Origin of the sequence: Massilia sp. Bi118 (assembly GCF_918697865.1) — a bacterium.
Classification (GTDB): Bacteria; Pseudomonadota; Gammaproteobacteria; order Burkholderiales; family Burkholderiaceae_D; genus Telluria.
In genome coordinates, this window is record NZ_CAKKMV010000015.1 from 24,067 (window position 1) to 48,232 (window position 24,166).

The window sequence follows — 24,166 nt, forward strand, 5'->3', positions numbered from 1 at the left end:
ACGGTCATCCATCAAGCGATCAGCACTGGTCGCCGGACGTTGGGAAGACGGCGATGGTCGGCGCCGGATTGGTAGCGTTACGGCCTTCGGTATAGGTCACGTAGCAGGTGCGGGCGGTCGAGGTGCCGGCAACGCTTTTCGGAATGATCACGATCGAATTGGCCGGCACGCGCGGGGTGGTGGCGGTAGCGGCGGCGGCCGCGCTCAGGATCGTGTAGTCAGCAATGTTGATGCCTGCGGCGGTGGCGAGAGCTCCGTCAGCGGTCGGGTAACCGGTGGTAGTGCTCATCGCCACGGGGTTGCCTTCCAGGCTGATCGAGCTCAGCGGGGTGCCGGTCGAGTTGGCGAGGTAACGGCCATGGGTCATTGCCGCCACCGAGTTAAGCGAACCGCCGGCCGCTTTCAGGCTCGCCAGGCGCGCATCGCCGCCCAGGTTGGCGAATTTCGGCAGCGCAGTCGCCGCCAGGATGCCCAGGATAACGATCACGACGATCAGTTCGATCAGGGTAAAACCGCCCTGCGCCTGGACCTTGAAGTTCTTGTTCATTAGTTTCTCCGAATGTGTGAAGTGGGTTGCGGATTGGTTGCCGCTTGTGGGTATTAACGACCGCCTATCCGCTGACTTGATTCAGGGCCAGGCTTTTACTTGTGCGAATAAATTCTACCTTGAATCTGAGCAATCTTGATGTGCTGAAAGAAAAACTTTCGGTATTCTTGGGTAAATACACAAGGGTTTTGTCGCGTGGGTCAAACACCCAGCCGGCCTGGCCGATCTGTTTGGGGTCCGGCGCGTAGTACTCGCCCAGGTAATTCGCCGGTTTCCAGGACAGCAGCTCGATCGGATTGTCGACGGCGAGCTTCTGCAGGTCCTGCTGGCGGCCATCCGATGCCAGCTGGGCGCTGCGCGCCTGCAGCGATGTGCGCAGCGCAGCCACGACCTGGCGCGCCGCCGTGATCTCGGCCTGCTCGCGATAAAATTCGTAGCGGTTCAGCGCGATGGCGCTGAGGATGCTCGACACCACCACCACCAGGGCGAATTCCAGCAGCGTGAAGCCGCCCTGCCCGTTGTTATTCGATTGCGTCTTCATTTGTTGTGCAGGGCAGCCTTGCCCAGGTCCCAGATCGGCAGGAAGATACCCAGCGCCAGCACCAGCACCAGCACGCCGAGGAAGGTGATCAGGATCGGCTCGATCTGGCTCGACAGGGTCTTCAGTTCGTAGTCCACTTCGCGCTCGTACATCATCGCGATTTCGTCCATCAGGTCGTCGAGCGAGCCCGACTCTTCGCCCACCGCGATCATCTGCAGCACGATGGGCGTGAAGACCTGGGCGTTGGTGGCGGTGCGCAGGATGCTCTCGCCGCGCTCGACGCCATCGCGCATCTGCTCGATGCGCAGGGACAAATAAGCGTTATCGGCGGTCTGCGACACCACGGTCAGCGCCTGCACGATCGGCACGCCGCTGCGGATCGACAGCGCGAAGCTGCGGGCGAAGCGGGCCATGGTGGCTTTGTGGATGATCTTGCCGGCGATCGGCAGGCGCAGTTTGAAACGGTCCCAGGCCAGCCGGCCGGGGGTCGATGCGGTCCAGCTGCGGAAGGCGACCACGGCGCCAATGCCGCCTGCCAGGAAGGCGGGCCACCATTCCACCGTAAAGCGCGAAGTACCGATCAGGATCCGCGTCATCAGCGGCAGCTCGGCGTGGAAGCTCTTGAATACGTTCTCGAACTGCGGGATCACGAACACGTTCACCACGATCATGGCCGCCACCATCGCGATCATCACGAAGGTCGGGTAGCGCAGCGCGGTCTTCACGCGCTCGCGCATGTCGCGGTCGAATTCGAGGTGGTCGAACAGCCGCAGGAAGACTTCTTCCAGGCGGCCGGTCATCTCGCCCACGCGCACCATCGCCAGGTAGAAAGGCGTGAACACGTCGGGGTGGCGGCGCATCGCGTTCGAGAGTTCGCGGCCGGCGTCGAGCGATTCGCGCAGGTCGCGGATCACGATGCCGAAGCTCTTGTTGACGGCCGACTCCTGCAGGCCTGCCAGGCCGCGCATGATCGGCACGCCGGATTTCAGCAGGGTGTAGATCTGGCGGCTGAACAGCTGGACGTCGAGCGAGGTCACCTTCTTCGCCGTCAGGCGCTCCCACAGTCCTTCTTTCTCGCCGCCGGCGCTGGTGGACGAAGCCTTGCGCGTGGTCGGGCTGATCTCGAGCGGGGTCACGCCGCCGCCGAACAGCTGGTCGGCGATGGCGCCGCTGTCCGCGCCTTCCAGCACGCCGGCCACCAGTTCGCCGCTTCCGTTGCGGCCTTTGTAGGCGAAGAAGGGCACGCTTTAGTCCTCGAGCTGGTTACTGACGCGCATGGCTTCGGCCACCGTGGTCTTGCCCTGCACCGCCAGGCGCACCGCGCTGCGGCGCAGGGTCTCGCCGCGCATCTCGGCGTGGGCCGCCTTCAGGAAGTGGCCCGGGTCCGGATGGTTGATCGCTTCGTGCACCGCGCGGGTCATCTCCAGCAGCTCGTAGACCCCGGTCCGGCCGCGGTAGCCGGTGCCGTTGCAGTGCGAGCATCCGCGGCCATGGAACAGCGGCACGCTCTCGGCCTTGTCGCCCAGTTCCGCGCGCAGCCAGGCGCGTTCCGGCGCCGGCGCCGCATGCGGCTGGGTGCAGCTTTCGCAGATCACGCGCACCAGCCGCTGGGCCAGCACGGCCTGCAGCGAGCCGCCCACCATGTAGCGCGGCACACCCATGTCCATCAGGCGCAGCGGGGTCGACGCCGCATCGTTGGTGTGCAGGGTCGAGAGCACCAGGTGGCCGGTCATTGCGGCGCGCAGGCCGATCTGGGCGGTCTCCTGGTCGCGCATCTCGCCGACCAGCACGATGTCCGGGTCCTGGCGAAGCGCGCTGCGCAGCACGCGCGCGAAATTCAGTTCGATCTTGTCGTTCACCTGCACCTGGTTGATGCCGGGCAGGCGGTACTCGACCGGGTCCTCGACCGTGATCAGCTTCTTCTCGACCGAGTTGAGTTCGGCCAGCGCGCTATACAAGGTCGTGGTCTTGCCGGAACCCGTGGGCCCGGTCACCAGTACCAGGCCGTTGGGGCGCTGGACGATGGCGCGGAAACGCTCGACCAGGCGCGGATGCATACCGATCGCATCCAGTCGCAGGTTCATCCCGACCTGGTTCAGCAGACGCATGACCACCGACTCGCCGTACTGGGTCGGCATGGTCGAGATACGGACGTCGATGCGCTGGTTCTTCACCTTGACGGCAAAGCGGCCGTCCTGCGGCAGGCGCTTTTCCGAGATGTCGAGATCGGCCATGAGCTTCAGGCGCAGCGCCAGCGGCGTCGCGATCTTGATGTCGGCTTCGGTCTGCAGGTGCAGCACGCCGTCGATGCGGAAGCGGATCTGCAGGCGCCCATCCTGCGGCTCGATGTGGATGTCGGAGGCGCGCACCTGGGCGGCATCGTCGAACACCGACTGCAGCAGCTTGACCACCGGCGCTTCTTCGAGGCCGGAGCTGGAGGCCAGCGCACCGAAGTCGACCGAGGTCGAGTCGCCCAGGTCCTGCTCCAGCTCGCGCGCCAGGCCGGTGATCTCGCCGGTGCGGCGGTAGATGCGGTCGATCGCCTGCAGCACCTCGGTCTCGTTGACCACGGCCAGCTCGACGCCCTTCTTCAGCAGGCGCGCGATCTCATCGTAGGCGAACAGGTCGGTCGGATCGGAGACGCCGACCAGCACCGTCTCGGAGCGGTCTTCCAGCACCAGCGCGCGGAAGCGGCGCGCCTGGGTCTCGGGCAGCAGCCGGACCATGTCCTGGTTGATGTTGTAGAACTTGAGGTTGATGTAAGGGATGCCGAGCTGGCGCGCCAGCGCGCCCGAAATCTGCTCCTCGGTGACGAAGCCGCTCTCGACGAACACGCGGCCCAGCTTGCGCCCGGAGCGCTTCTGGTCGGCCAGAGCGGCATTCAGCTGCTCTTCCGACAGCAGCTTCTGTTGCACCAGGATTTCCCCGAGCCGGACTTTTTCTGGCCTCGCCATGATACCCTTTAACGTTTTGTAGGACTAGTCCTTCAATTGTAAAACAGAAAGTCGAGAAATTGACCTAAGGAATTAGTTTCTGTCGTCCATACGTAACGTCAAGCCCCATCGCCATGTAAGATGACCAACATCAAATCGGGGTCAGACCCCAATTTTTGGAAACAACTGATGAGAAATTGCCAAAATTCGGGGTCTGCCCCCCGGTTTGAGAGAACGCAAATGGAGACGGTATGACAACTGGACGCCGGCGGATTTTTCTGATGCGCCATGGCAGCGTCACTTATTTCGATGGGGCGGGTAAGCCGTATCTGCCGGAGACCGTGCCGCTGAACGAGGATGGGCGGGCGCAGGCGGACGCGGCCGGGCATGCTTTTGCGGCGGCCGGCGTGCGCTTCGACCGGGTGATTGTGTCGGGGCTGCCACGTACGGTGGAGACGGCGGCGCGGGTGCTAGCCTTGACCGGGCAGGCCATCGCGCCCCAGGTGTGGCCGGAACTGGAAGAGATTCGCGGCGGCCGGCTCTCGACGATCCCTACCGATGAGCTCAAGCGGGCCTTCACCGGCGCTTTCGAGGGCCTGGTGCCGGCCGAACAGCGCTTCCTGGGCGGCGAATCGGTCGGCGAGCTGATGGACCGGGTCCATCCCGCCATCGCCCGCCTGCGCGCCGACGCCGGCTGGGACACGGTGCTGCTGGTCCTGCACGGCGGCGTCAACTGCGCGATCCTGTCGCTTGCCCTCACTGGCCAACGCCTGTTCCTGGGCGGGCTCGCGCAGGCGCCGGGCTGCATCAATGCGCTCGACGTCGGCGACGAGGAGCGGGACTGGGTCGTGCGCTGCGTGAATCACAGTCCGCCGGATCCGCTGCAACCGGCGGCGCGGGCGACCACGATGGAGCTGCTGTTCGAGCAGTACCGGAAGTCGCGCTGAAAATAGCACGCTCGTTCGTGCGCGGGGTATGATTTTCCGATAAAAACAACTTGGGTTCCCGCCTCCGCGGGAACGACGGGGGGTGGAATGTTTGAAGAAATGATGGGCACCAAGCCCGTATCCGAACGCCAGCGCTTCGACGCCGAAGCCCTCGGCGCCTGGCTGCAGCAGCACGTCGATGGCTACCCGGGTGGCGCGCCCGGCGTGGAGCAGTTCAAGGGCGGGCAATCCAACCCGACCTTCAAGCTCTCGAGCCAAGGCAAGCATTACGTACTGAGAGCCAAGCCCGGCCCCGCCGCCAGGCTTCTCCCCTCCGCCCACGCCATCGACCGCGAATTCCGTGTGATGGACGCCCTGCACAAGGCCGGCTTCCCGGTCGCGCGCCAGTACGCGCTGTGCCTGGACGAAGCCGTGATCGGGCGCGCTTTCTTCGTGATGGAGTTCGTCGAGGGCCGCGTGCTGTGGGACCAGCCCCTGCCCGGCATGACGCGGGAAGAGCGCGCCGCCATCTACGATGAACTGAATCGCGTGATCGCCCAGCTGCACACGGTCGATTACACGGATGTCAAGCTGGCCGACTACGGCAAGCCGGGCAACTACTTCGCGCGCCAGATCGAGCGCTGGACGAAGCAGTACCAGGCCTCCCGGACCGAAACAATCGAAGCGATGGACAAGCTGATCGAATGGCTGCCGAAGAACATCCCGCCGGGCGACGACACCGCCATCGTCCATGGCGACTACCGCCTTGACAACATGATCTTCCACCCGACCGAGCCGCGCATCCTGGCGGTGCTGGACTGGGAGCTGTCGACCCTGGGCCATCCGGCCGCCGACTTCTCCTACCACTGCCTGAGCTGGCATATCCCGCCCGGCAAGTTCCGCGGCATCGCCGGCCTCGACCTGCCGGCCTTGGGCATCCCCAGCGAAGACGCGTACATCGCCGCCTACACCCGCCGCACCGGCCGCGCGATTCGCCGCGAGGACTTCGACTTCTACCTGGCCTACAACCTGTTCCGTCTGGCCGGCATCATGCAGGGCATCATGAAGCGCTATGTCGACGGCACCGCGGCGAGCAGCCAGGCGCTGGAAAACGGCAAGGCCGCGCGGCCGATGGCGGAGATGGCCTGGCAGTTTGCGCTCCGCAGCAGCTAGGCGCGCCGCCGGCCCGATGGCCGAACTTGGTCCCCGCCTTCGCGCGGACGACGATATAGACGAAGGAAACATCCCATGGATTTCGCTTACTCCGACGCTTGCCGCGACCTGCAAACCCGCCTGCTCGCCTTCATGGACGAGCATATCTACCCGAACGAGAAAGCCTTCAAGGAAGAAGTCGACCGCAATGGCGCGAACGGCAACCGCTGGCAACCGACCGCACTGGTGGAACGCCTGAAGCCCCTCGCCCGCCAGCAAGGCCTGTGGAACCTGTTCCTGCCGCGTTCCGAGCGCGCGCCCGAAGGCTTGTCCAACCTCGACTACGCCCCGCTGTGCGAGATCATGGGCCGGGTCGCCTGGGCGCCCGAAGTCTTCAACTGCTCTGCCCCCGATACCGGCAACATGGAAACCCTCGAGCGCTACGCACAGGAGGAACACAAGCAGCGGTGGCTCGAGCCCCTGTTGAATGGCGAGATCCGCAGCGCCTTCGCGATGACCGAACCGGACGTCGCCTCCTCCGACGCCACCAATATCGCAACGCGCATCGAGAGGCAAGGCGACGAATATGTCATCAACGGCCACAAATGGTGGATCTCCGGCGCCGGCGACCCGCGCTGCAAGCTGTTCATCGTGATGGGCAAGACCGACCCTTCCGCGGACCGGCACAGGCAGCAGACCATGATCCTGGTGCCCAACGACAAGCCCGGCATCACGATCAAGCGCCCGCTGCCCGTGTTCGGCTACGACGACGCCCCGCATGGCCACTGCGAGATCCTGTTCGAGAACGTGCGCGTCCCTGCAAATAACATCCTGCTCGGCGAAGGACGCGGCTTCGAAATCGCCCAGGGCCGCCTGGGACCGGGCCGTATCCACCACTGCATGCGCGCGATCGGCGTGGCGGAGCGCGCGCTGGAGCTGATGTGCCGCCGTCTCGACAGCCGGGTCGCCTTCGGCCGCAGGATCTCGGAACAGGGCGTCTGGCGCGAGCGCATCGCCGAGAGCCGCATCCGCATCGACACCGCGCGCCTGCTCACCCTGAAGACGGCGTGGCTGATGGACACCGTCGGCAACAAGCAGGCCCAGTCCGAGATCGCGATGATCAAGGTGCTGGCGCCCACCGTCGCCCAGCAGGTGCTGGACTGGGCGATCCAGGCGCACGGCGCGGCCGGCGTTTCGGACGACTTCCCGCTGGCCTACCAGTGGGCCGGCAACCGCACGCTGCGCCTGGCCGACGGGCCGGACGAAGTCCACCGCAACGCCATCGCCAAACTGGAACTGGCAAAATACGCCTGAACGCGGCGCACGGGCACCGCGATGGTGGCGGAGCGCGCAGTGCAGCTGTTTCAACGACGTTTTTATCCTTCGATCCGGTCGCGGCTGATCACCCTGGTGTTCGCCTGCGCCCTGCCTATCCTGCTCGGCTATTTCGCGTTCGCACGCGACGCCGACCGCCGCGAGGCACTGCACGTGGCACAGGACGCGCAGATGATCGCGCGAGCCCTGGCGGCGGCCGTCGACCGCGATCTCGACAACGGCGAGACCGCCGCGCGCGCGCTCGCCAGCCAGCCCAGCCTGGCGCAGGATGACCTGGCCGGGTTTTACGCCGCCGCGCGCCGCGTGCTGCGTCCCGAATTCCCCGCCTATGCCTTCGTCCTCAGCGCCGCCGACGGCCGCGACCTGCTCGACACCCGCCACCCCTGGGGCACCGCGCTCACGAGCAGCGGCAACGAGTCCGACATCCGGCGCGTCTTCGAAACCGGCGATTCGGTCACCTCCGGCCTGCATCGCGGGAACGCGGCCCAGCCCTGGGTGATCTCGATCGCGGTGCCGGTCTGGCGCGATGGCAAGGTGGCCTACGCCCTCTCGGTCGAGCAGCGCCCGCGGCGGATCACGGAACTGCTGGCCGGCCAGCAGCTGCCCGAGCGCTGGGACGCCCAGGTCTACGACAACCACGGCCGCCTGGTCGCGCGCAGCGGCGAAGCCGTGCGCGGCATCGGCTCGCCGATCCCGCCGGAACTGCAGGCGGCGCTGGCGCACAGCCCGAGCGGCAGGGCGGTCCTCGACCGGCCCGGCCACCAACTCGTCAATGCGGCCTATGCCAGCACGCCGGCGCACGACTGGACCGTCACCATCGGCTTTCCGCGCCACGCCCAGCGCGACCTGCTGGGCCGCGCCCCGGGCACGACCCTGGCCGGGATCGGCATCCTGCTCGGCACCAGCCTGCTGCTGGCCTGGGGCATCGGCGGTTCGATCGCGCGCGACGTCGGCGCCCTGACCGAACCCGCGGCCGATCTCGGGCGCGGCCAGCCGCTGCGGATTCCCGAACTGCGCATCAAGGAGGCAGCCGCCGTGGCGCGCGCGCTGCGCAAGGTCGAGGGCGACCTGCTGCAATACCGGACCCGCCTCGAAGCGCTGGTGGCGGCGCGCACCAACGAGCTGCAGCGCTCGAACGCCCTGCTCTCCACCGTGTACGCGACCGCGCCGGTCGGCCTGGCCTTCCTCGACCGCGAGCTGCGCATCGTCATGGTCAACGACTACCTGGCGGCGTTGAATGCGATCCCGGCCGCGGCCCACATCGGCCACACCCTGCCCGAACTGCTGGGCGCGCGCGGCGTGGCGGTCGAGGAGCCCTACCGCCGGGTGCTGGCCAGCGGCCGGCCGCTGATCGAAATCGAGGACAGCGGGGATTCACCCGCCGAGCCGGGCGTGATGCGCCACTGGATGTGCAGCTACTACCCGGTGTACGGGCCGGACAACGACCTGGCGGGCATCAACGCGGTGGTGCTCGACATCACCGAGCGGCGCGCCCAGGAAGAGCGCAACCGCGACAACGAAGTCCTGTTCCGCGCCCTGTTCGAGGGCTCGGCCGACGCCCACGTGCTGGTCGCCTACGGCGCCGGCTTCGTCAGCGCCAACCAGGCCGCGGCCACGCTGTTCGGCTGCCGCGATCCCGACGAACTGCTGCAGCTGTCGCCGGTCAGCGTGTCGCCCGAGTTCCAGCCGAATGGCCGCCGCTCCGATCAACTGGCACATGAGTACATGCGGCGGGCGATCGACACCGGCACCTACCAGTTCGAGTGGATGCACATGCGGCGCGACGGCGCCCAGTTCTACGCCGACGTTCTGCTGACCAGTATCGATATCGGCGGCAAGGGCATCCTGCACGGCACCATCCGCGACATCACGGTCCGGGTCCAGACCGACGCCGCCCTGCGCGCCGCCAGCCAGCGCCTGGAACAGAGCGAACGCATGATCCGCACAGTGACCGACCACCTGCCGGCCCTGGTCGGCTATTGGGACGCCGAGCTGCACTGCCAGTTCGCGAACCGCCCCTATCTGGAGTGGCTGGGACGGCCGGCCGGCGAAGTGATCGGCCACACTGCCGCGGAGCTGCTGGACGAGGTGCAGATGGCCCAGGTCCAGCCCTACCTGGACGGCGTGCTGCGCGGCGAACCGCAGTTCTTCGAGCGCCAGTTGCAGCGCAAGGGCAGCACGCAGGTCATCCACGCCTGGGGCAGCTATATCCCCGACTTCGACGTGGAAGGCCGGGTGCGCGGCTTCTACATGCTGCACGCCGACGTGACCGAGCTGAAACGGACCCAGTCGCGGCTCGAGGATGCCCTGCGCGCGGCCGAAGCGGCCAGCAGCGCCAAGGGCGAGTTCCTGGCCAACATGAGCCACGAGATCCGCACCCCGATGAACGCCATCATCGGCCTGGCGCGCCTGCTCGAGGAAGCGAAGCTGGAGCGCCGCGAGCGCGCTTATGTCACGCGGATGCAGATGGCGGCGCGCTCGCTGCTGTCCATGCTGAACGACGTGCTGGACTACTCGAAGGTCGAAGCCGGCCAACTGGCGCTCGAACGCACGCTGTTTCGCATCGAAGACGTCCTGGCCAGCATTGCGGTGCTGGGTACGGCTGGCGCCTGGCACAAGGGTATCGAACCGGTGTTCGCGGTGGACCCGGCGGTCCCGCGGCGCCTGGTCGGGGACCCGATGCGCCTGCAGCAGGTCCTGCTCAACCTGGTCGGCAATGCGATCAAGTTCACCGAGCGCGGCGAGGTGGTGCTGGCGATCGAGGCCGTGGGCTTCGCTGCTGACCGCGTCGAGCTGGCCTTCGCGGTGCGCGACACCGGCATCGGCATCGCCCTGGCCCAGCAGCAGCGCATGTTCGAAGCCTTCTCGCAGGCCGACAGCTCGACCAGCCGCAAGTACGGCGGCACCGGCCTGGGCCTGGCGATCAGCCGCCGCCTGGTCGAGCTGATGGGCGGCGACCTGCGCGTCGAGAGCAGGCCCGGCGAAGGGGCCTGCTTCCGTTTCTCGGCCTGGTTCGGGTTTGAGCCCGGCGCCCCGCCCGCACTGGCTGCCCCGGATGAGAACAAGCACGTGCTGGTCGCCGACGACAACACCAGCAGCCGCGAGGCGCTGGCACGGGCGCTCGAAGGCCGCGGCTGGGCCGTGGACCGCGCCGCCACCGGCGCCGAGGCCCTGGCCCTGCTGCGCGGCGGGCGCCGCTACGACCTGGCCTTCATCGACAGCGCCATGCCCGACCTGGACGGCGCCTCGGTACTGGCCTTCGCGCGCGCCGACGGCGGCATCGCCATGCCGCGCTGCGCCCTGCTGGCGGCCGATCCGGAGCGCGAGCGCCTGGACGCGCTGGCGGCCGACCTGCGCGTCGATGCCGTGCTGGCCAAGCCCTTTACGCCGGCCACCCTGGACGAGGCGCTGGCCGAGCTGGCGGATGGCGGGCTGCCCGCCCCGGCGGCCCCGGCGGCGCCGCTGGGCGGACGGCTAGCCGGCATGCGCGTGCTGGTGGTCGAGGACAACCTGCTGAACCAGGAAGTCGCGAACTACGTGCTGCTGCACGCCGGCGCCGGCGTCGACTTCGCCGGCAATGGCCAACTGGCGGTCAGCATGCTGGCCGACCGCAGCCAGCATTACGACGCCGTGCTGATGGACTTGCAGATGCCGGTCATGGACGGCTTCGAAGCCGCCGGCGCGATCCGCGCGATGGGCTATGGCACCCTGCCGATCCTGGCGATGACCGCCAATGCGATGGAAGAGGACCGTTTGCGCGCGCTGGCGGCCGGGATGGACGGCTACCTGGCCAAGCCGATCGACGTCGACGAACTGGTGAACGCGCTGCGCCGCCTGACCGGCCGGCTCGCGGGCGACCCGGCCGGTCCCGACGCCGCGGCGCCGGCGCCGGCCATGCCGCCGGCGCTCCTGCCGGGCATCGACCTGAAATCCACGCTGCCGCGCTTCGGCGGCAGCTTTGCCGGTTTCGCCGCGGTGTTCAGGCGCTTCGAAGCCTCGCAGGGCGGCGTGATCGCCGAAGTGCGCACGCTGCTGGCGGCCGGCGACCGGGTGCGCGCCGGCCAGGCCATCCACCGCCTGCGCGGGGTCGCGGCCAACCTCGGCGCCACCGAGCTGGCCGGCCAGGCGCTGGACCTGGAACACGCGCTGCGCGGGGAAGACGAGGCTGCGCTCGCCCTGCGCCTGGCCAGGCTGGAGGCCGCGCTGGCAACCGTGCTGGAGGCGGCGCGCAGCCTGCCCGACGAACTCCCTGCCGGTCCGCCGGCGCCGGGGTGCGCCGGGAAAGTCATTGAACAACCACCCCTGCGGGACGCGTTGGCGCATTTACGCGATTTGCTACAAAATAACAACATGAAGGCGATGGCGCAGTTCGAAGCGCTGCGCCCAGCCCTTGCAAGGCTGTCGCCCGAGGCCGTGCAGCAGCTGGCGGATGCGGTGGCAACGCTGCGCTTCGACGCCGCGGCGGCCCTGGTCGAGGCCTTGCCGGCCGCTTTACTGGACAAGGAGGAGGATGCATGAGCTGGACCGATATGGCCGTCAATGGCCGCATCCTCGTGGTGGACGATGCCATGGAGAACATCCAGATCCTGCATGTTGCCCTGCAGGACGAGCACGAAGTCCTGTTCGCGCTGGACGGCCCGCGTGCGCTCGAGATCGCGCGCAGCCAGCATCCCGACCTGATCCTGCTGGACGCCGTCATGCCGGGCATGGACGGTTACGCCGTGTGCAAGGCGCTGTTCGCCGCGCCCGAGACCAGCGACATCCCGGTCATCTTCGTCACCGCGTTGAAGTCGCCGGAAGACGAGACCCGCGCACTGGGCGCCGGCGCGGCCGACTTCATCAGCAAGCCGGTCAACGCCGCCGTGGTGCGCGCGCGGGTGCGGACCCAGTTGACGGTCAAGCGCCAGCGCGACGCCCTGCGCGCCCTGATCCTGACCGACGCGCTCACCGGCGTCGCGAACCGCCGCGCCTTCGACGAGCGCCTGGAAATGGAATGGCGGCGCTGCGGCCGCGCGCAATTGCCGGTGTCGCTGCTGATGGTCGACATCGACCACTTCAAGCTGTACAACGACCATTACGGCCATCCGGCCGGCGATGCCACGCTGGTGGAAGTGGCCGGCGCAATGCGCCGCGCCGCCGGCCGCGGCCAGGACCTGGTGGCGCGCTACGGCGGCGAGGAATTCGCGATCCTGCTGCCCCAGCTCGACGAGCAGGGCGCGGTCGGCGTCGGGCGGCGCCTGATGCACGAGCTGGAGATGCTGGACCTGCCGCACGCGGCCTCGCCCACCAGCCAGCGCCTAACGGTCAGCATCGGCATCTCGTCCATGGTGCCGGGCGAGCACAGCCTGCCTGCCGACCTGGTGCAGGTGGCGGACGCCCTGCTCTACCAGGCCAAGGCCGGCGGGCGGAATCAGTACCGGACCAGCACAGCTTAAGCCGGACGGCGGGCGAACATGCCCATGCCTTCAACCGTACAAACGGTCTCACCGTGCTGGTTGATGGCCACCCACTTCGACCACACCACGCCGCGGTCCGGCTTCGAGTTCGAGGCTTTCACGCGGGTGGTCTGGTAACGCACGTTGAGCGTGTCGCCGGCGCGCACCGGCGCCAGCCAGCGCACGCCGTCCAGGCCCGGCGAACCCATGCTCGAGGATTTCGCCATCAGCCCGTCGACCACCATCCGCATCATCATGCTGCAGGTGTGCCAGCCGCTGGCGATCACGCCGCCGTAGATCGACTGCGCCGCGGCTTCCCGGTCGGTGTGGAAGGGCTGCGGGTCGAAGGCCTTGGCAAAGGCGATGATTTCTTCCTCGCTCACGCCGCGGGTGCCGAGGTCGATCTCCTGGCCGGGGTAGAAGTCCTCGAAATACCACTCGGCGGGTTTCGTCATGCTCATGCCGCCATCCCCGTGAAGCCCGGCTGCGCCATGAAGCGCGCCAGGTGGTGGTCCGCATCGCCGAGCGTCAGTTCGATGGTGGTGAGGCGCTTGAAGTAGTGGGCGGCGGGCAGCTCGTCGGTGACGCCCATGCCCCCATGCAGCTGGACCGCCTGCTGGCCGACGAAGCGCGCGGCCTGCCCGACCCGGTACTTGGCGGCAGACACCGCCTGGCGCCGCTCGGCAGCGCTCCCGGAGCGCAGGCGTACCGCCGCCAGCAGGGCCATCGAGCGCGCCTGTTCGAGGTGGATGTACATGTCGGCCATGCGGTGCTGCAGGGCCTGGAATTTACCGATCGGGACCCCGAACTGCTGGCGCGTCTTGAGATAGTCGAGGGTGGCGGCGAACAGCGCATCCATCGCGCCGACGGCTTCCGCGCACAGCAGGCCGGCGCCGTAATCGAGGGCCGCTTCCAGCACGCTCCATCCCGCGCCCGGCTGGCCGATGAGGGCATCCGCGCCGACCCTGACGCCGTCGAAGCGGACGTCGGCGGCGCGCTGGCCGTCCAGCATGCGGTAGCCGGTGATGCGCACGCCCGGCGCATCGGCAGGCACCGCGAACAGGGTGATGCCGTCCTCGTCGCGCTGGGCGCCGCCGCTACGGCTCGAGACGACCAGCATGCCGGCGTGTGCACCATGCAGCACCACCTTCTTCTCACCGTCCAGCAGCCAACCGTCGCCATCCTGTTTGGCGCTAGTGGCAATGTCGCGCATGTCGTACCGCGACTGGCGCTCGCCCAGCGCGCAGGCGAGTTTCAGTTCGCCCGCCGCCACCTGTTCGAGCAGGCCGCCGTGGCCGCCGCCCAATTTCAGGAACTCGGCGCCGAGCATGGTGGCGAAATAGGGTTCGACCACCAGGCCGCGGCCCAGCTCCTGCATCACGACGAACATGTCGACGGCGTCGCCGGCAAAGCCGCCCTGCTCTTCCGGCACCGGCAGAGCGGTCAGGCCCAGCTCGGCCAGCGTGGCCCAGGCCTGGCCGGACACGCCGGCGTCGGACTGCACGATGCCACGGCGGGTCTCGAAGCCGTAGTCGCGCGCGATCCAGCGCTTGAGGGCGTCGGCCAGCTGCAGCTGTTCTTCCTTGAATTCGAAGTCCATTGGTGTTCTTCCTTACAGGCCCAGGATCATCTGGGAGATGATATTGCGTTGGATCTCGTTCGAGCCGCCGTAGATCGAGGTCTTGCGGTAATTGAAGTAGTGCGGCAGCAGCGGCGCGGCGAAGTCGTCGTCCATCGCGCTGTGTTCCGTCTCGCCTTCCAGGTAGGCGGCATCGAAGGGCAAGGCCATCGGGCCGGCGGCTTCGACCATCAATTCCGTCAGGCGCTGCTGGATCTCGGTGCCGCGCACCTTCAGCACCGAGGCTTCCGGTCCCGGCGCCTGGTGGGCCTGGGCAAGCACGCGCAGGACCGTGGTCTCGAGCGCCATCAGCTCGATCTCCAGCTCCGCGACTTTTACGCCGAACAGCGGGTCTTCGATCAGCGGGCGGCCGTTCTTCTGCTCGCGCCCGGCCAGGCGCTTCAGACGCGCCAGCTCGCGCTTGGAGCGGCCGACGGCGGCGATGCCGGTGCGCTCGTGGCCCAGCAGGTATTTGGCGTAGGTCCAGCCGCGGTTTTCTTCGCCCACCAGGTTGGCCACCGGGACCCGCACATTGTCGAAGAAGACCTCGTTCACCTCATGGTCCTCGTCCAGCATGATGATGGGACGGACCGTGATGCCGGGGGTCTTCATGTCGATCAGCAGGAAGGAGATGCCCTCCTGCTTCCGAACGTTCGGATCGGTGCGCACCAGGCAAAAGATCATGTCGGCGTGCTGGGCCAGCGTGGTCCAGGTTTTCTGGCCGTTGACGATGTAGTGCTCGCCCTCCCTGACGGCAGTCGTTTTCAGCGACGCCAGGTCCGAGCCGGCGCCCGGTTCGGAATAGCCCTGGCACCACCAGTCCTCGCAGGACATGATGCGCGGCAGGTAGTGTTCTTTCTGGGCCTGGCTGCCGAAGGCCATGATGACCGGCGCCACCATGTTGACGCCGAAGGGCATGATGGGCGGCGTGCCGGCGCGCGCGCACTCTTCCTCGAAGATGTGGCGCTGGGCCGCGGTCCAGCCGGGGCCGCCGAACTCGCGCGGCCAGCCCGGCGCCACCCAGCCCTGCCGCGCCAGGATCCGGTGCCAGCGCACGTAATCCTCCCTGGACAGGCGCAAGTGGTTCAGCACCTTGTGCTGCAGGTCGGACGGCAGCTCGGCTTCCAGGAAGGCGCGCACCTCGTCGCGGAAGGCCAGGTCCTCGCTTGTATAGTTCAGGTCCATCTGAAGTCTCCTCTTGTTCTTCTGGCCGGCGCAAAAAAGCACGACCGTTCCAAAGATTGTACCTGAACTGCGGCCCAAAGCGACAGACGTAAAAAAGCGGGCCGCAGCCCGCTCGAAGGGTGATGCCTTGCTGACCGGCGATCAGCGTGCGCGGCGGCGCTTGAGACCGGCCACGCCCAGCATGCCTGCCAGCATCAACGCGATGGACGACGGCTCCGGCACCGCGGTCGCATCCTGGCCCTGGTTGCCGCCGACGCCGACGCTGATGTCCGGACCGCTGGGCAGCACGGCATTGCCCGGCAGGCTGACCGGAGGGGTTATCGCCGGGGTAAAGGTGGGGCCGCCGCTACCGGTGTTGCTGGCGCCGCCGCCCGAGGTGGCGGTGTTGCTGCCGGCGCCGGTGTTGTCGACGATCTTGAAGCCGTCCGGCGTCACGACCACCGACATGCCATCGCCCGCCAGGGCAGCCGCTTTTGCGGTGCTCAGGCCCGTCACATAGACGCCGTCGACGCCTTGCTTCAGGGTGACTTTCATGTCGTGGCCGACGCTGGCGCTGACCTTGGCGAACAGCGCCTGCACGAGGGCATCGCTGTTGGCGCCGCGGGTGACCCCGGCGATCACGCTCGAGTCACCCACTGCGCCAGCAACATTGCTGCCGCTGACGATGCCGGCCCCACCCGAGGACGGAATCACATCGGCGTGTGCGGCGCATGCGCTGGCCATCAAGGCTGCAGCGATGAGATAACGAATTGTCATAATGCGCTCCTGGTACAATGTTAAAAATTATTTTCTATGCAATTGCTGAGTCAATGTACCACAGCTGCAAAAAAAGCAATTTTCAATTGTGCGGCATAAATAAAAAGGGCTTTTCCGCAGAAAAGCCCTCTTTTGGAGCACAACCGTACTTTCGGCTATGTTAGCTATTTAACATTCGCCTAGTTGCCGGCTTGTTTAATCATTGACAAGTAAGGCATGGTGCGCGAAGCCATCCGCGTATCGGCCTTCAGCATGCCGGCCTCGTCGGCCAGGATGTGGGCGGCTTCCTGCAGATACACGTCCTTGGCGTTCTTGGCCGCTTTCTCGGCGGCGATTTCCGCTGCCAGGCTGCGCTCGTCGCCCTGCAGGCCGTCGTCGGAGCGCGCTGCACCCTTCAGCGCAACATTGCTCTTCTTCGGCGCGGTCGGGTTCGGCGCCTTGGCGCGCTGCTCCTTGCTGCCCGGGCCGGCAACCGGCTCGTCGGCCTTGCCCGGTTCCTGGGCGTCGGCCAGGCGCGATTCGCGCAGGCGGGCCTTGGCTTCCTGGTTCTCGCGCTCCTTGCGGCGCACCGCCTCGTTCAGCGAGATCAGGTTGTCCTTGCGCAGTTTCAGGGCTTCGGCGATGTCCTGCTCGATGTCGCGGAATTCCTTGTCCTTGGCGACGCGGGCATCGTGGCGCTTCTGCAGCGGGGTCACCAGTTCTTTCAGGTCGCCGGACGGCAGGTAGGTCGCCGGCTTGATCTGCACCCAGGGCAACGCGTTGTCGTAGGACGACTCGCCGAAGTTTTCGGCGTCCGAGGTCACCGGCAGCTTGATGTCCGGGGTCACGCCGCGCAGCTGGGTGGTGCCGCCGTTGATGCGGAAGAACTGGGCGATGGTCATCTTCAGCTCGCCATACTTCATCTTGTCGCTCTGCGAGAAGCGGTCGAGATTGATCAGGGTCTGCACCGTACCCTTGCCGAAGCTCGGTTCGCCGATCACGATGCCGCGGCCGTAGTCCTGGATCGCGGCGGCGAAGATCTCGGAAGCCGAGGCCGAGCCGCGGTTGATCAGCACGCCCATCGGACCGTCCCAGGCCAGGCCGGCCTGGGTGTCGCTCTCGACGTCGATGCGGCCTTCGGCGGTGCGCTGCTGCACCACCGGGCCCTTGTCGATGAACAGGCCGGTCAGTTCGACCGCCTCGATCAGCGAGCCGCCGCCGTTGTTGCGCAGGTCGATCAGCACATTGTCGACCTTCTCCTTCTTGAGCTCGCCGAGGATGCGCTGGACGTCGCGGGTTGCGCTCTTGAAGTCCTTGTCGCCCTTGCGGCGCGCTTCGAAGTCCTGGTAGAAGGTTGGCAGCGAGACGATGCCGATACGGCGCTTCACGCCGCCTTCCTTGACTTCGATGATCTGCTTCTTGGCCGACTGCTCTTCCATGCTGATCTTCTGGCGCACCAGCGGGATCGTCACGTGCTTGCCGTCCTGGCCGGCGTCGGCCGGCAGCACGTCCAGGCGCACGGTCGAGTTGCGCTCGCCGCGCACCAGCTGGACCACGTCGTCGATGCGCCAGCCCATCACGTCGGTGAAGGCGCCATTGCCCTGGGCCACGCCGACGATGCGGTCGCCGACCTTCAGCTTGCCGGACTTGTCGGCCGGGCCGCCGGGGACGATCTCGCGGATCACGGTGTAGTCTTCGCGCGACTGCAGCACGGCGCCGATGCCGTCCAGCGACAGGCGCATCATGATGTCGAAGTTCTCGGCCGAGCGCGGGCCCAGGTAGTTGGTGTGCGGCTCGATCGCGGTGGCATACGCGTTCATGAACATCTGGAACACGTCCTCGTTGTTCAGCTTCTTGAGGCGGTTCTGGTAGCCCTCGTAGCGCTTGTCGAGGGTCTCCTTGATGCCCTTCTCGTCCTTGCCGGCCAGTTTCAGGCGCAGCCAGTCGTTCTTGACGCGCTTGCGCCACAGGTCGCGGGCTTCGTCCTCGTTCCTCGCCCAGGGCGCCTTCTCGCGGTCGATCTGCAGGCTTTCGTTGGCGCTGAAGTCGAAACCGCCCTTCTGGACCAGTTCGCGTGCATACGCCATGCGGTCGTTGAAGCGCTGCTGGTAGACGTTATAGATCTGGAACGGGAGCGTCAGGTCCTCGTTGTTGATCGCGTCGTCGAATTTGCTGCGGGCCGGTGCGAACTGGTCGACGTCGGCCTGGGTGAAGTAGAGCTTCTCGCTGTCGAGCGTCTTGAAGTAGTTGTCGTAAATCTTGGCCGACATCGCGTCGTCCAGCGGCAGCGCCTTGTAGTGGTAGCGCGCCAGCACGCGCGAGGCCCACAGCGCGGCCTGGGTCTGGGCTGCGGACGGCTTGAGCGGACCGGTGCCGGGTTGGGCCGCATTCTGGGCCGTGGTCAGCTGGACCTTTTCGGGCTGCGCGGTGACGACGTGGGCCGACAGGACCGACATGGCCGCTGCCACCGCAAGCATCAACATCTGCTTCTTCATTGTTCGTTTCTCCGGGCGGATCTCTGGTGCGACCAATTCTACAGGATAGTCAGACGACGTAGAGTCGGCCTGCGCACTTCTTCAGCCGAGCTTAAGAATATAGGCCGCGGCTGCTGTCACAAGGATAATTACCAGCCAGGGCCAGCTGCGCACCGCCAGCCGCCAGTCCACCGGCGACGGCCAGAAAGACAGGAACTGCGGCGCCAGCAGCAGCGTCAGGGCCAGGTCGGCCGGGCCGAAATGCCATGCGCCGCGGGTGCGCCACCAGGCCACCGCCAGCGGCACCAGCAGCACCAGCAGCGGCGCCAGCGCCGCCGGCGCGGCGTTATACCAGCGCAGGTTGGCAAAGGTGACGGAGCCGAGTTCCCAGGTACGCCCGGTACGTCTTGGAATGAGCGAGAAGCCGGTTGGTTCCGCGCCCAGCAGCAGGCCGACCGAGAAATGCGCCAGCTCGTGGCAAAGGGTGCCGGCCGCACTGAACAGGAAGAACAGCGGGTGCAGCGAGGTCACCAGCCAGATCAGGAAGGCCAGCGCCAGCGATGGCACCAGGTAGAGCAGGATGTCGCCCATCCCGGTGCTGCCCTTCAGCCCTTGTAGAAGCAGCGGCCGCAGGCCTGGCGGTAGCTTTCGTTGCCGCCGATGCTGACCTGCTCGCCTTCGCGGATGCGGCGGCCTTCCGCGTCGACGCGGATGTTCATGGTCGCCTTCTTGCCGCAGGTGCAGATGTTCTTGATTTCCTCGATGTCGTCGGCCAGCGCCAGCAGGTAGGCCGAGCCCGGGAAAGGGTCGCCGCGGAAATCGCTGCGCAGGCCGTAGCAGATCACCGGCACGCCGCGCACCTGGGCCAGGCGGTGCAGCTGCACGACCTGTTCTTTCGTCAGGAACTGCGCTTCGTCGACCAGCACGCAGGCCACTTCCGGCGCGCTTTCCAGGAAATCGGTGTCGCCGTCGAACAGGCCGACTTCGCGCTGCGGCCCCAGGCGCGAGGTGATCAGCCCGACGCCGTAGCGGTTGTCGATCGCGGCGGTGTAGAGCTGGACCTTCTGGCCCTGCTCTTCATAATTGTGGGCCACCTGCAGCAGCGAGGTGGATTTGCCGGCGTTCATCGCCGAATACCTGAAATAGAGTTTTGCCACTGCGCCTTCCGCCTGAGTCCGCTGGACTTGTTAACTTGCAAAATTATAGCAAGCGGACCCGCAACGGAAAACCGCCCGGGCCGATAATCGGCGTCCGGGCGGCCTTGCCACGCTTGCGGCCTAGCCGCGGCGGCGGCTCATCAGGCCGACGAAGCCCAGCCCGGCCAGCAGCATGCCGTAGGTGGCCGGTTCCGGCACGGCCAGCACGACGTTGTTGGCGGTCGGCCAGTAGCCGGCGCCGCCATCGGTGGCCAGCGTGACCGCCACCAGCGGCGAAGTCGAGACGAAGCCGAGGAAATCGGTGGTGGCCGCGCCGCCCAGGCCATAGCTCAGGGCGGTGCCGTCGATCGCGGTCAGGATCAGGTTGCCGGTGGTGTACTGGCCCAGCACATCGGACGCGAAGAAATTGCCGCCGAATGCGGTCACCCCGCTGCCGAAGCCCGAGAACACGATGGGCGCGATCGCGGTGTTGTTCGACAGCCAGTAATCGCCGCCCGTGCCGCCGGCACCGTACAGGCCGGTGGCGGAATACAGATTGTAGGTGTAGGCGCCGGCGTTGCGGGTCAAGGATTCGCCGTGGTTCGTGAGGGTCAGGTCGTCGAAGGTGTCGGTGCCCGGCGCCTGCACGGCGGCCAGCCAGTCGGCCTGGCTGGTGTAGACGGTGATGTCGGCCTGGGCGGCGGCGGTTGCGCAGAGCAGCGCCGCGGCGCAGAAGAGCTTGCTGAGTGGGGCTTTGCTGGCCATGATTGCACTCCTGATAAGATCGATCGGAGGACCAGTAGATATCAGGAATGCAATTGTTGCAATCGAGCTAACACGTGTTTTGCGCGCACTTTGCGATGCATAAAAGTGCGTGCAGGGACGGCTCAGACCGCGTCACTGTCCAGGATGGTATTTGCGCTCGAGTTGTTTCTCGATGTCCTCTTTATAGAAGAGCACGTCCTTGAACTGGCCGCGGCTGTACATCTCGGCCTGGTCCATGAAGTGCGGCGATTTCGGATCTCCGCTCTCGCCGCCGGCCAGGATGCTCCTGGCGCGCACGCGCGGTCCGAACTCCACCGCAGCCACGAAGCTGTTGCCGCGGTCGCCGTAGATGCGTTTGGTGGTCTGCTTCGCCGTCATGCCGAAGGAAGCCAGCGAGCCCCAGTTGGCCGAGGTGAAGGCGACCGGGATGCTGGCCTTGCTGTCGTCGTAGTGCAGCTCGACCTCGCCGCTGGGACGCTGGAAGCGGTTGATCTCGCCCCAAGGCGTCTTCCAGCTGCCGAAGTCGGCCTGCAGCTTGTCCGAGGCCCGCGACAGGGCGTCCAGGCGCTCCGCGGCGCCCAGCCGGGTCTGGATGAAATCGACCACCGGCACTTGCTGGGCGCGGGCGCGGGTTGCCGCCTCCTTCACCATTTCCTGGCCCCAGTAGACGGCCAGCGAAGTCGGCACCGAATCCACGGCCCAGCGCAGGTCCCAGGCACGGAGCAGCGCGACCTGCTCGGCAAGGCGCGTCTTCAGCGCATCGCCCTGCGGCAGCGCGTCCCAATCCTTCAGCAGGGCCGGCAGCAGCGGCTCGAAGGCAGTCAGGTAAGGGTCGTAGGCCTTGCCGATCAGCCCCTCGAGACTCAGGTTCTGCGCATCGTGCAGCACCCGCTCCGCATGGATGCCGCGCGCGTTCTGCGGCAGCGACCACATGTATTTCGGGTAGGCCGCGCAATCCGGGCTGCTGGCGCCGAAGCCGGTGCAGGGCCAGTTGTTGGTGTTCGAGATATAGCCGCTCTTCGGGTTGAAGACGGTGATCGTCTCTTTCACTTCGTGCAGGCCCTTCCACTCGGTGGCCGGGTCGCTGCCGTCGACCGGATGGGTCCAGTCGAAGCGCGGGTCGCGGCGCGGCACGAAATTGCCGTGGAAGTAGGCAATATTGCCGTCGGCATCCGCGTACACGGTGTTGTTCGAGGAGTTGGTGCGCAGGTCCATCACCTTCAGGAAGGCCGCGTAGTCGCGCGCCTTGGTGCGCCCATAGGACTGCTCGAGCGCGTGCACCGGGTCGTCCATCATTTTCACGGACACCCACTTGCCGCCCTCTTCCCGGATCACCGGGCCGTGGTGCGTGAAGTACGCAGTGACGCTGCGGCTGGCCATGCCGTCCGCGGTCCGGTAGGGCAGCACGATGGTCTTGCTGCGCATCGCGCGTTCCTCGTTGCCGTACTTGTAGAAAAACTTGCCCTCGCGCTCATTTACCGTTTCCAGGTATTCGTCGATGACGTCGCCGCCGCCCGAGGTATGCATCCAGCCGAGACGCTCGTTGAAGCCCTGGTAGATGAAGAATTGACCCCAGGTCACGGCGCCATAGGCGTTCAGACCCTCCTCGCTGACCATGTGGACTTCGGGCCGGAAGTAGAAGGAGGTATGCGGATTGATCATCAGCAGTGCGTGCTTGCCCGCCGTGCGCCGGGGCGCGATGGCGAAGCCGTTGGAGCCTTGCGGCTCCTTGTCGAAGCCCTTGCCCGGGTCGGCCATGGCAAGTGCCGGCGCCGGACGCTTGCCGTAGAAGGCTTCCAGCTGCTTCAGGTTGATCGACTCGATGTCGCCGCCGATGCTGCCCTCGCTGAAACTGAGGGCCATCCAGGGCTCGAAGCGGGTCAGCAGCTTCGGCTTCACCTGCGGATGGCTGGCCAGGTACCAGTTCATGCCGTCGGCCCAGGCGTTCATCAGCTTCTGCAACCAGGCCGGGCTGGCCGTGTACTTGGCCTTCATGTCGGCCGGGTCGATGTAGAGCTTCATGCGCAGGTCGCGCCAGATCTCCTTCTCGCCCTCGACCTCGGCCAGGCGCCCCATGGCATTGATGTAATTGCGTTCGACACGATTGAAATCGTCCTCCGCCTGCGCGAACACCATGCCGAACACCGCGTCCGCGTCCGTTTTCCCGAACACGTGCGGGATGCCCCACTTGTCGCGCAGGATCGTCACGCGCTGCGCGGCTTTCTTCAGGCGCGCCAGTTCGGCGTTCGAGAACGCGCCCGCAGCCTGGGGGGTGGCCTTGGGTGCCGCGCCGGCCATCGCAGGCGGCAGCGCGGCCAGCACGGCCAGGCTCAAGACGGTCGAGGCGATCAGGCGGGAAGTCGGCATGGGGTCTCCTGGATTTTTATAGTCGTTTTTTATTCCGCGCCGAGCAGGACCAGCTTCTGCTTCAGCACATCGTTCTCGCCGATCAGGGTGGCGACGCGGTCCTTCAGCTCGGCCACCTGGGCCTTGAGGGCCTTGATGTGGTCTTCGGGCGTCTCGAACCCGGCTTCCTTCTTCGGCTTGGCCGCGCTTTTCTGCTCGCGCACCTGGCGCGCGGCCTGCTGCAGCTCCTTCTTGCCGCCGGCGACCGCGGCCACCTGCGCGTCCTTCGGCAGCGAAGCGACGTTGGCGGCGGAACTGATCGAGATGGCGCCGCTGCGCACCGCATCCACCAGCTCCGGCGCCGCCGTCTTCTGGATGCGCTCGATCTGGCTGATGGTATTCGCCGAGACGCGGGCGGCGCGCGCCACTTCCTGGCGCGTGTTCCAGGGCGGGGCGAATGGGACGGCCTGGTCGGCTTCGGTCTGCAGCTCGTCGTCGGTCTTCTGGACCACGCGCGCGGCCAGGATTTCCTTCTTGCGCAGGGCCATCAGGCCGCGCTGGAAATCGGTGACGCTGCGGCGCGCCAGCTGGTTATCGATCATCCACAGCTTGACGTCTTCGATCGAGTCGAAACTGTCGTTCTGGACGGTCCGGAAAGGGATAGCGTGCTGGCTGCAGATGGCGTAGCGGTTATGGCCGTCGATCAGGACGTCGCGCCACAGGATCAGGGCCTCGCGGCACCCTTCCGTGAGCAGGCTGCGTTCCAGGGCTTCGTGTTCGGCGGGCGTGAGGGGGTCGACGTAAGTACGGAGTTCGTCGTTAATCGTGATGTTCAATTCGGGTCCTTGCACTTCGATTGCTGTGTGTAGCGTTTGCTTTGCGCATGCTACACCATGCAGGGACCCAACTGAAGAATGAAGATGGTGGTGCGGGCAGCCGGAATCGAACCGGCACGCCTCGCGGCGGCAGATTTTAAGTCTGATGCGTCTACCAGTTCCGCCATGCCCGCGCCGGCCGGGATTGTACTACGGTCGGCGG

Annotated in this window: 19 protein-coding genes and 1 tRNA gene; 5 read left to right on the forward strand and 15 right to left on the reverse strand. The window is 66.6% G+C overall.

Annotation, left to right across the window (positions count from 1 at the left end; all coding sequences use genetic code 11):
- Nucleotides 1-19: 19 nt before the first annotated feature.
- From LQV39_RS26435 to LQV39_RS20480, 4 genes are all read right to left on the reverse strand, one after another.
- Nucleotides 20-547 carry a type II secretion system protein gene (locus tag LQV39_RS26435; RefSeq protein WP_290368616.1) on the reverse strand — a complete coding sequence of 176 codons (528 nt, stop codon included), beginning with the start codon at nt 545-547 and terminating at the stop codon, nt 20-22.
- 64 nt (nt 548-611) lie between these two features.
- On the reverse strand, nt 612-1,088 hold the full coding sequence (locus tag LQV39_RS20470) for a type II secretion system protein (RefSeq protein WP_230028448.1): 477 nt from the start codon (nt 1,086-1,088) through the stop codon (nt 612-614).
- A complete protein-coding gene (locus LQV39_RS20475; RefSeq protein ID WP_230028454.1) occupies nt 1,085-2,332 on the reverse strand; it encodes a type II secretion system F family protein in 1,248 nt (415 codons plus the stop codon). Before LQV39_RS20475 ends, LQV39_RS20470 begins: the two co-directional genes overlap by 4 nt.
- 3 nt (nt 2,333-2,335) lie before the next feature.
- Complete coding sequence (locus LQV39_RS20480; protein WP_230028461.1) at nt 2,336-4,042, reverse strand: GspE/PulE family protein; 1,707 nt, start codon at nt 4,040-4,042, stop codon at nt 2,336-2,338.
- Nucleotides 4,043-4,272: 230 nt separating this feature from the next.
- Between LQV39_RS20480 and LQV39_RS20485 the strand changes: the two genes are divergently transcribed.
- The 5 genes from LQV39_RS20485 to LQV39_RS20505 all read left to right on the forward strand — a co-directional run bounded on the left by LQV39_RS20485 (nt 4,273) and on the right by LQV39_RS20505 (nt 12,869).
- Entirely contained in the window at nt 4,273-4,968 is a 696-nt protein-coding gene (locus LQV39_RS20485) for a histidine phosphatase family protein (RefSeq protein ID WP_230028468.1), read from the forward strand.
- 87 nt (nt 4,969-5,055) lie between these two features.
- Nucleotides 5,056-6,120: a phosphotransferase gene (locus tag LQV39_RS20490; RefSeq protein WP_230028475.1), complete on the forward strand. Its 1,065-nt coding sequence runs from the start codon at nt 5,056-5,058 to the stop codon at nt 6,118-6,120.
- A gap of 75 nt (nt 6,121-6,195) precedes the next feature.
- The gene (locus LQV39_RS20495) at nt 6,196-7,413 is read left to right on the forward strand and encodes an acyl-CoA dehydrogenase family protein (protein WP_230028481.1); all 1,218 of its coding nucleotides are present in this window, start codon (nt 6,196-6,198) and stop codon (nt 7,411-7,413) included.
- 39 nt (nt 7,414-7,452) lie between these two features.
- Complete coding sequence (locus LQV39_RS20500; RefSeq protein ID WP_230028487.1) at nt 7,453-11,952, forward strand: PAS domain-containing protein; 4,500 nt, start codon at nt 7,453-7,455, stop codon at nt 11,950-11,952.
- A complete protein-coding gene (locus LQV39_RS20505) occupies nt 11,949-12,869 on the forward strand; it encodes a diguanylate cyclase (protein WP_230028493.1) in 921 nt (306 codons plus the stop codon). Before LQV39_RS20500 ends, LQV39_RS20505 begins: the two co-directional genes overlap by 4 nt.
- On the opposite strand, the gene LQV39_RS20510 is transcribed toward LQV39_RS20505, so the two are convergent.
- The 11 genes from LQV39_RS20510 to LQV39_RS20560 form a co-directional block, all read right to left on the reverse strand.
- Entirely contained in the window at nt 12,866-13,330 is a 465-nt protein-coding gene (locus LQV39_RS20510; protein ID WP_374199454.1) for a MaoC family dehydratase, read from the reverse strand. The two genes, LQV39_RS20505 and LQV39_RS20510, sit on opposite strands and share 4 nt — an antisense overlap.
- Nucleotides 13,327-14,469, reverse strand: a complete 1,143-nt coding sequence (locus LQV39_RS20515) for an acyl-CoA dehydrogenase family protein (RefSeq protein ID WP_230028499.1) — start codon at nt 14,467-14,469, stop codon at nt 13,327-13,329. Before LQV39_RS20515 ends, LQV39_RS20510 begins: the two co-directional genes overlap by 4 nt.
- A gap of 12 nt (nt 14,470-14,481) precedes the next feature.
- Nucleotides 14,482-15,672, reverse strand: coding sequence for an acyl-CoA dehydrogenase family protein (locus tag LQV39_RS20520; RefSeq protein WP_230028507.1), 1,191 nt, complete (start codon nt 15,670-15,672; stop codon nt 14,482-14,484).
- A 141-nt stretch (nt 15,673-15,813) separates the two neighbouring features.
- A complete protein-coding gene (locus tag LQV39_RS20525) occupies nt 15,814-16,428 on the reverse strand; it encodes a PEP-CTERM sorting domain-containing protein (protein WP_230028511.1) in 615 nt (204 codons plus the stop codon).
- A 179-nt stretch (nt 16,429-16,607) separates the two neighbouring features.
- Nucleotides 16,608-18,902 (reverse strand): carboxy terminal-processing peptidase, encoded by a 2,295-nt coding sequence (locus tag LQV39_RS20530; RefSeq protein ID WP_230028513.1) that lies wholly within the window; start codon nt 18,900-18,902, stop codon nt 16,608-16,610.
- Between the two features lie 81 nt (nt 18,903-18,983).
- A complete protein-coding gene (locus LQV39_RS20535) occupies nt 18,984-19,472 on the reverse strand; it encodes a hypothetical protein (protein WP_230028515.1) in 489 nt (162 codons plus the stop codon).
- A 14-nt stretch (nt 19,473-19,486) separates the two neighbouring features.
- A complete protein-coding gene (locus LQV39_RS20540) occupies nt 19,487-20,038 on the reverse strand; it encodes a thymidine kinase (protein WP_230028517.1) in 552 nt (183 codons plus the stop codon).
- Nucleotides 20,039-20,158: 120 nt separating this feature from the next.
- The gene (locus LQV39_RS20545; RefSeq protein WP_230028519.1) at nt 20,159-20,782 is read right to left on the reverse strand and encodes a PEP-CTERM sorting domain-containing protein; all 624 of its coding nucleotides are present in this window, start codon (nt 20,780-20,782) and stop codon (nt 20,159-20,161) included.
- A gap of 132 nt (nt 20,783-20,914) precedes the next feature.
- Complete coding sequence (locus LQV39_RS20550; protein ID WP_230028521.1) at nt 20,915-23,149, reverse strand: penicillin acylase family protein; 2,235 nt, start codon at nt 23,147-23,149, stop codon at nt 20,915-20,917.
- A gap of 29 nt (nt 23,150-23,178) precedes the next feature.
- Nucleotides 23,179-23,964, reverse strand: a complete 786-nt coding sequence (locus LQV39_RS20555) for a hypothetical protein (protein WP_230028523.1) — start codon at nt 23,962-23,964, stop codon at nt 23,179-23,181.
- An 88-nt stretch (nt 23,965-24,052) separates the two neighbouring features.
- Nucleotides 24,053-24,137 (reverse strand) — tRNA-Leu (locus LQV39_RS20560).
- Between the last annotated feature and the right edge of the window lie 29 nt (nt 24,138-24,166).